This is a genomic window from Frankia sp. CcWB3 (genome assembly GCF_977927595.1).
Genome location: NZ_CDWRCK010000002.1, coordinates 52,414 through 60,167, shown reverse-complemented (window position 1 = coordinate 60,167; position 7,754 = coordinate 52,414). Strand labels below are relative to the sequence as shown.

7 protein-coding genes and 1 pseudogene are annotated in these 7,754 nt (G+C 72.0%); 3 read left to right on the top strand and 5 right to left on the bottom strand.

Annotation, left to right across the window (positions count from 1 at the left end; genetic code table 11):
• Both ACY5KJ_RS00705 and ACY5KJ_RS00700 read right to left on the bottom strand, forming a co-directional pair.
• A pseudogene (locus ACY5KJ_RS00705) lies at positions 1-361 on the bottom strand (hypothetical protein); the annotation flags it as partial.
• A gap of 32 nt (positions 362-393) precedes the next feature.
• Complete coding sequence (locus ACY5KJ_RS00700; protein ID WP_462186435.1) at positions 394-1,269, bottom strand: lysophospholipid acyltransferase family protein; 876 nt, start codon at positions 1,267-1,269, stop codon at positions 394-396.
• Positions 1,270-1,887: 618 nt separating this feature from the next.
• On the opposite strand from ACY5KJ_RS00700, the gene ACY5KJ_RS00695 reads away from it, so the two are divergent.
• Genes ACY5KJ_RS00695 through ACY5KJ_RS00685 form a run of 3 tightly spaced genes read left to right on the top strand, consistent with a single transcriptional unit; the run spans position 1,888 to position 4,851 of the window.
• Complete coding sequence (locus tag ACY5KJ_RS00695; RefSeq protein ID WP_462186413.1) at positions 1,888-2,685, top strand: alpha/beta hydrolase; 798 nt, start codon at positions 1,888-1,890, stop codon at positions 2,683-2,685.
• Complete coding sequence (locus ACY5KJ_RS00690) at positions 2,678-3,523, top strand: hypothetical protein (protein ID WP_462202468.1); 846 nt, start codon at positions 2,678-2,680, stop codon at positions 3,521-3,523. The genes ACY5KJ_RS00695 and ACY5KJ_RS00690 overlap by 8 nt, the downstream gene beginning before the upstream one ends.
• 50 nt (positions 3,524-3,573) lie before the next feature.
• On the top strand, positions 3,574-4,851 hold the full coding sequence (locus tag ACY5KJ_RS00685) for an ornithine cyclodeaminase family domain (RefSeq protein ID WP_462186415.1): 1,278 nt from the start codon (positions 3,574-3,576) through the stop codon (positions 4,849-4,851).
• Positions 4,852-4,919: 68 nt separating this feature from the next.
• Here ACY5KJ_RS00685 and ACY5KJ_RS00680 read toward each other — a convergent pair whose 3' ends face one another.
• The 3 genes from ACY5KJ_RS00680 to ACY5KJ_RS00670 all read right to left on the bottom strand — a co-directional run bounded on the left by ACY5KJ_RS00680 (position 4,920) and on the right by ACY5KJ_RS00670 (position 7,752).
• Positions 4,920-5,864 (bottom strand): ROK family glucokinase, encoded by a 945-nt coding sequence (locus ACY5KJ_RS00680; RefSeq protein WP_462202472.1) that lies wholly within the window; start codon positions 5,862-5,864, stop codon positions 4,920-4,922.
• 110 nt (positions 5,865-5,974) lie between these two features.
• Entirely contained in the window at positions 5,975-6,541 is a 567-nt protein-coding gene (locus ACY5KJ_RS00675; protein ID WP_462202466.1) for a hypothetical protein, read from the bottom strand.
• Positions 6,538-7,752 carry an ArsA family ATPase gene (locus ACY5KJ_RS00670; RefSeq protein ID WP_462186417.1) on the bottom strand — a complete coding sequence of 405 codons (1,215 nt, stop codon included), beginning with the start codon at positions 7,750-7,752 and terminating at the stop codon, positions 6,538-6,540. The genes ACY5KJ_RS00675 and ACY5KJ_RS00670 overlap by 4 nt, the downstream gene beginning before the upstream one ends.
• Between the last annotated feature and the right edge of the window lie 2 nt (positions 7,753-7,754).

Here is a 7,754-nt window from a genome sequence, read left to right as displayed (position 1 = left end):
CAGGCCCTAGGCGCACCCCGGTAAATCCGAAGCCGACCCAGGTGTCGATGTCCCCGGCGGTGGGCGTCACCCCGGCCGGCACCGTGATCCCGTGCAGGACGACCACCCGACGATCACTGTCCGTGAGGTACGTTCCCGAGCGACCGATCGTATCGGCCGGGGCGGCGCCCACGGGCGGTCCAACAGGTGCGGTGGGGGAACCGGCCGCCGAGGCCCCGGGCACCGGACCCGTTCCCGCGAGGCAGCCAACGATCAGGCCGAGCGCGACCAGAAGCGGACGCCGTCCCGGGAATCGCCGGGGATGCTCGAAGCCGCGACGCCGCCCGATCGTCGTCCAGCCAGGAACGCTGTCACCACACACCGGACCATCCTGCCGTGTCCACCGCAAACGGGTCAGACCGCCCGGTCGATCCGGTCTTTGGCGGCGCGTGGATTCGCCGGCGCCGTGACCGGCAGCCCGAGCTGATCCGGAGACCGAGCCGGCGTCGCCGCCCCAGGGGAACCCTGCGCCGTGCTGGTGGACGCCGGGGAGACCTGCGCCGGGGTGGTAGACCCCGCGGGCGCGCCGGCAGCGGCAGCCGCCTGTGCCCGGGCGGCCGCGAGCTCCTCCTTGGCCCGCTTCGCGTACATGTCCACATACTCCTGGCCGGACAGGGCCATCAGCTCGTATATGATCTCGTCGGTGACCGAGCGCAGGACGAAGCGATCATCTGCCATGGCCGCGTAGCGGCTGAAGTCGAGCGGGCGGCCGATGCGGATGCCGACCCGACGGATCTTCGGAACCAGCTGGCCCGGCGGCTGGACCTCGAAGGTCCCGATCATCGCCACGGGGATGACCGGGACCCCGGCTTCCAGCGCCAGGCGCGCGACACCGACCTTGCCGCGGTAGAGCCGGCCGTCCGGGGATCGGGTGCCTTCCGGATAGATCCCGAGCAGGCGGCCCTGGCGGAGCACCCGGACCCCCGAGCGCAACGCGCCCTCGCTCGCCTTGCCGCCGCTGCGATCGATCGGGATCTGGCCGACGCCACTGAAGAACACCCGCTTGAACCACCCCTTGACGCCCGCCTCGGTGAAGTAGTCGCTCTTCGCCAGGTAGGTGACACGGCGGGGGACGACCAGCGACAGGAAGAGGTGGTCCAGGAAGGAGAGATGGTTGCCGGCGAGGATCGCGGGCCCCTCCGGGGGGATGTTCTCTGCCCCCTCGACCCAGGGACGCCAGAACAGTCGCAGGACAGGTGTCAGGAACACCTTGACCACCCAGTAGAACAAGACAGCTCCCACCTGGTCACCGCCGCACGACGACGGCCCGCCGGGGGCGCCCGTGGCCAGTCGCCCGTCTTCATCCGCCGACGCCGATCACACCTGGCCCGAACCTCCCACGAACCGTCCGGTCGGTCGGGCACCGGGGCGCACGCCGCCGGTCCACGACCCGCGGCCTCGCCGGGGTCCGCCACGGAGACCCCGACGATCCTTGCGACCCCACCGCACCAGGGCCGGGTCGCCCAGAGCCGGTCGCAAGGATGATGGGCTTGCTTGAGCCTAAGGAGAGGTCATCACGACGTCCACCGAACAGGGTCTACCCCGCTCAGCGTGTCATTCTCCGGTGCCGGCCAGGAAACCTGACGGCGGGCCCCCAGCCTCCCGCAGACCGCGCCTCGATCCCGATGTCCCGCGCGCGTACCCACCCATCACCGATATCATCAGGCGGGGACTTTCCGTCCGGCGGCTCCTGCGCAGCGATGTTGCGCAGCGAGTGAGACACGCACGACCGTGGCCTCAGCCCGCGGACCGTGCGAGCATGCGTTTACCGGCGTTTTCCCTCCGCGCGTCGCCGGACCCGCATCGCGGCATGCGGGCGGGCGCGCGAGGCACGAAGGGCGGATCACGATGGCGGGTGTCACCGGTGCGGCCGTCCTCCCGGGCGCGGAACCGTTCGAGTTCGAGGGTGGGCCGGTCGGCGTGCTGCTGGTCCATGGGTTCACCGGCTCCCCGGGCAGCATGCGGCCCTGGGGCGAGTACCTCTCCGCAGTCGGGCTGACCGTCTCGTGCCCGCTGCTGCCCGGCCATGGCACCCGCTGGCAGGACATGGTGCCCACCACCTGGCCGGACTGGTACGCCACGGTAGAGACCGCGTTCCTGCGGTTGCGGACCACCTGCGAGCAGGTCTTCGTCATGGGGCTGTCGATGGGCGGGACCCTGGCCCTGCGGCTGGCCGAGCAGCACGGCGGGGATCTCGCCGGCCTCGTCACGGTCAATCCCAGCCTCACCACCGAACGGTGGCACGCGGCGTTCGCCCCGTTGCTGAGCCGGGTGATCCCCGCCGTGCCTGGCGTGGCCGGCGACGTGAAGGCCGAGGGCGTGCCCGAGGTCGGTTACGACCGGGTACCCCTGCGCCCGTTCGCGTCGCTGCGCCAACTGTGGGCGGTGACCCGGCCGGAGCTCGGTCGGATCGTCTGTCCGGTCCTCACCTACCGCAGCATCGTCGACCACGTGGTGGAAGCCAGCTCCGGCGCGATTCTGCTGGCCGGGCTGCGTGCCCCGGCCGAGGAACGGCTGCTGGAGAACAGTTACCACGTCGCGACGCTCGACAACGACCGAGAAACGATCTTCGACGGAAGTCTGGAATTCGTCCGGCGGCACGCGCCACGCGCGCTCGTGCCCGACGTGCCCTGCGGCGATGGCTGAGCGGTCACCGGGTTCAGGACCCGGCGAGCACCGGCCCTCGCCGGCGGACGGCGCCGTGCCCGAGGGGGCTCCCCTCGGCGGGCCGAGCAGCGCCCCCGCCGACGGCGGTGGCACCTCCGCGAACCGCGAGGAGCCGGCCGACGGTGGTGGCGACGACGGCGACGGTGGCGGCGGCCTCAACGACAGCGGCCTCGACGGCGGCGGCGACGGATCCGCGACAACCGCGGGGGGCGACGCACCGCGGCCCTCCCCGCGCTCCCAGAAAGCCGACGACGCCGCGTTCTTCGAACTCATCGCGCGCTTCGACGACGAGCCCGAATCCCATCGGTGGCCGGCGGCGGAGAATCTGGACGACACCCGCCGCCCCACTGTGATCATCCTACGCCCGCCGTTCGAGCCGGGTGGTCCGCCCGTATCGGAGGACCGGACCGACCCCCGGCCCGACCAGCTGCCGTTCCCGTCCGCGGGCGGTGACAGCGGCCGACGGGGACGCGGCGGCACCGAGGACTTCGTCGTCGACCTCGGCGATCTGTCGGGTTCCGGCCAGGTCCCGGAGGGTCTGGACGACCCGGATCTGGACCCGGACGACGAGCACTACGAGCCGCCACCCCCGCCACCGCTGCCACGGATCAGGCCCGTGACGCGCTGGGCACTCGGTTCGATCGCCCTCGGTGTGATGTTCCTCGTCGTTCCGAACCTGATCGACTTCAACCAGTCCCGGACCCAGAACGTCGCCGGGGTTCTGCTGATCCTCGGCGGGGTCGGCACGCTGGTCGCGCGGATGGGAGACCGTCCGCCCACGGATTTCGACGGCCCCGACGACGGCGCGGTGGTCTGAGCGCGGCGTGGCAGCCGTCGTACCGGCACCGAAAAGGAAGGGCGTGGGGCGTGCAGTACCACGAAAAGGTCGAGGTCCACGGGCATCTCATGGACACGGGCGTGCTGGCTCGGGTTCTCGACGACGTGCTGGACTATGGCGGTGACTATCGGGTTGATCGTATCGACCTGGGGCACAGCCACGATGACGAGTCCCACGCGGTCATCACGGTGGGGGCCGATTCACCGAGTCAGCTCATGCGCATTCTGATGCGGATCCAGGTCCACGGCGTGAACAAGATCGAGTCTGGCACGGCCCGGTGCGAGCCGGCCGACCGCGACGGCGTCTTCCCCCCGGACTTCTACTCCACCACCAATCTGGAGACCGTCGTCCACCTCGACGGCCAGTGGGTGCCGGTGGAGCATCCCGAGATGGACTGCGGCCTGGTCGTCTCGCACGGCCGGGTGCAAACGGTACCGGTCACCGACGTGCGCGCGGGAGACATGATCGTGTGCGGCGTGGACGGGGTGAAGGTCGTCCTGCCGGTCACCGCCCACTCCAGCCGGGTCTACGAGGAGTACGAGTCCCTGGCCGCCCCGCTGCCGAGCTCCACCCAGCCGCAGGCGGTCCTGGCCCGGGCGATCGCCCGCCAGATCCGCGAGGTCAAGGCCGAGGGGTCGCAGGTGCTCTGGGTGGCGGGTCAGACTGTGGTGAGCACCGGGGCCGGGCCAGCGTTGATCGCCCTCGTCGGGGCCGGCTATGTCGACGTGCTGTTCGCCGGCAACGCACTGGCGACACTCGACGTGGAGGCTGCTCTCTACGGATCGCCGCTGGGGCTCGGGCCGCTGCGCAGCGGCCGGGTGCAGCGCGGCAGCGAGCAGCACATCCGCGCGGTCAACACGATCCGCCGGGAGGGATCCATCCGGGCCGCCGTGGAGTCCGGCGTGCTCACCCAGGGGATCATGCACGCGATGGTCAAGGCCAACAAGACCTTCGTGCTCGTCGGATCGGTCCGCGACGAAGGCCCGCTGCCCGACGTCCACACCGACGTCCTGGCAGGCCAGCGGGCGATGCGCGCCGCGCTGCGGGGGGTGGCGTTCGCCCTCATGATCGCCAGCGCCCAGTACTCCGTGGCCACCGGCAACATCCTGCCGGCCTCGGTCCCGGTGGCCTGCGTGGACGTCAACCCCTCGACGGTGCACGCTCTCACCGAACGCACCAGCGCGCACGCGGTCGGCGTCGTCGCCGACACCGGGCTGTTCCTCGAGGAGCTCGCCGCCGAACTGGTACCCGACTACCGGGCCTCCCCACGTAGCGGCTTCGCCGCGACGCGGGGACCCCTGTCATAGGGCGCCGTACGGGGTCTCCGTCGAATCGCCTTCGGCGACCCTCCTGGGATAGTCGTGGGGATTTCGGGTCAGAACCGGGCGAGGTCGGCCGCGCCCACGAGGCCCGCTTGGGATCCAAGCTCGGCGATGACGATGTCCGGCTCGGAACGGTAATCCCGCCCGGGCATGGCGGCCAGGAGGCTCTGCCGGGCCGGGCCGAGCAGCAGCTCGCCGGCGTCGGAGACGCCGCCGCCGATGACGAAGCGGTTCGGGTCGAGCGCGGCGACCAGCGTCGCCATACCCTCGCCTAGCCAGTGGCCGATCTCGGTGAAGCACCTGATCGCCGCCGGGTCCCCTTTGCGTGCCGCCTCGGTGACGTCCGGGCCGGTCAGCGCGTCGACGCCACCGCCACAATGCTCCAGCATGGGCATGGCCGCACTCGGATCCACGGTGGCGATGTTCTTCGCCAGCCGGACCATCGCTCGCCCGCTCGCATACTGCTCCCAGCACCCTCTGTTACCACATCCGCACGGGTACCCGTCGGGTACCACCCGCATGTGGCCCATCTCGGCGCCGATACCGGACGCGCCCCGGTAGAGCTCACCGCCCAGGACGATGCCGCTGCCGATGCCGGTTCCCACCGTCAGGCAGACGAGGTCACGCCGGCCACGGCCGGCCCCGAAACGGTACTCCGCCCAGGCCATCGCGTTGGCGTCGTTCTCCACGACGACGGGCAGGCCGATGCGCGCTCCGACCTCGTCGCGCAGGGGTTCGTCGCGCCAGGCGAGGTTCGGTGCAAACAGGACGCGGGACCGGTCCGAGTCGACCCACCCGGCCGCGCCGATGCCGACCGCACGCACGGCGTGGTCGGCACTGAGCTCCGCGACGACGCTGGCGATGGTGTCCGCGACCTCGGCGGCCGAATGGCCCGGGGTAGGCCGACGCAGGGAGGTGATGATCGTCCCCGCGCCGTCCACGACGCCGGCGGCGACCTTCGTCCCGCCAACGTCGACGCCGATCGTCAGGCCCTCCATCCGGTCCTCCACCGGCAACGGGCCGGGGGCCGCGCCGGCACGCTCGGTGCGCGGAACCGTCAAGCTGCCCGGAATATCCAGATTCTTCGAACTATCGGGAGTAGCGATGCTCACGTGATATCGATCCTCTGCACGCGGGGTCTAAGCGCGGTGGCGGGTTGGGTGCCGGTGGTGTCCCCCGGCCATGGATGATCCCCAGATGCGGGGGGCGCCGTCTCGCGCCGTCGCGGCGTGGCGGGCCCCGGAGCGTCCTCCCCACGGGCACCGAGGGCGGCGCGGAACGCCGCGGTCAGGGATCCGGCAGCCGCGAGGAGATGGCCAACCACCTCGGGGCGGTCGCCGGCGAAGCTCGACAGGAGCCGGCACAGCGGGCACACGGCGCAGGGCCAGGTGTGATCCGCGGGTCCCGGCGCCGGATCCGCGTGGGGATCGGGTATCGACGCCGCATCGTCGGCAGCGGGTCCCGCCGCCGACGATGCGGGGGGACCGGGATGGCCGGGGGGCAGGTGCGAGGCGGCCCAGTCCCGCAGGGCGTCAGCGAGCAGGGCGGCTTCGACCGCGAGCGACCCGCGGCCGGGCGACGCGGACGGGCCGGTGGGAGGCGTGCCGGTGGGAGGCGTGGTGAAGTCGGGCCCGGCGCCGCCGGGCCGACCCGAGGTGGACCGCTGCGTGGTCATACCCGCACCCACTGCTGCGGGTCCGGGACGAACGAGACGACCAGCCGATCGTCACGCAGCCGGGCGGTGCTCACGTCGCAGCGACGCAGCGCCGCAGGCAGCGGAACGGCCCGCCGATACGACCCCACGGTCACCACCAGGTCATCACCCAGCCGGGCCAGATCGATCTGGGAACCGTCGACGAACGGCAGCCCGAAGGACAGCGCGAACCCGTCCTCGGTGCGCTCCACCCGCGGCTGGCCGCTCGAGCCGATGAGCGGCTCCCCGAGAACACTCCCCGGATCGAGCTCACCGTAGGTCGCCGCGCCGAAGGCGGCCAACTCCTCCAGGCCGATCGGTTCGCCCGCCCGGTAGCCGACCGGGAGGACGGGGGTGGGCATGAAGGCCGCGGTGATGTCGGCGAGCTGCTCGCGGTGAACGGCGGCCCACCCCGCCCGCCAGGCGTCCGCGTTCGCCGACGGGAAGATCCGGTTGACGACGACGCCGTCCAGGGTGAACCCATGCAGCGACAGCGCCGTAAAGCTGCCGCGGGCCGCGGCGAGCGCCGAGCTCTCGGGGGTCAGCACCAGCCGGACGCTGGTGGTGGCGTGGTCGGTGAGGATCGCGCGCAGGTCGACCGCCGCCCGGTGCAGGCGGTTGACGGTGTCGTAGGCGGGGGCCGCCAGCGTGCTCCACCGGCCGCCGAGCGCCGCCGCCCAGCCGAAACCGGGTCGTAGCCAGCGCGCGAAGGCACCGTCGGGCGGCAGCAGCCGGCGGCAGTACCACGACAACGTCTCGGGAAAGGCCAGCAGCCGCACCAGCGCCGCCGCCGAACCTCCGTCGACCACCACCAGGTCGTAGTTCTCACTGGTGAGGCCGTCACGCAGTTCGAGTAGCGTCAGGGTCTCGACGGCCCCGGGCAGGAAGGCCAACTCCTCCAGGTCGAACGGATCGACGTTGATGGCCGGCCAGGTGCCCGCCAGCACCTCGCGTACGGCCGGCCACCGGGTCTCGACCGCGCGGCGCAGGTCGACCTGCTGGCCGTGCAACCCCGGTTCAAGCTCGGTCGGCTCGGCGCCGATCGGGTGGTCGAGCGCGCCGGCGAGCCCCGCGGCCGGGTCGACCGACAGCACGAGGGTCCGATGACCCCGTTGAGCGGCGAGGATCGCGGTCGCCGCCGCCACCGTGGTGGTACCGCCGCCGCCCTTCCCCGTGAAGAGCACACACCGCACGT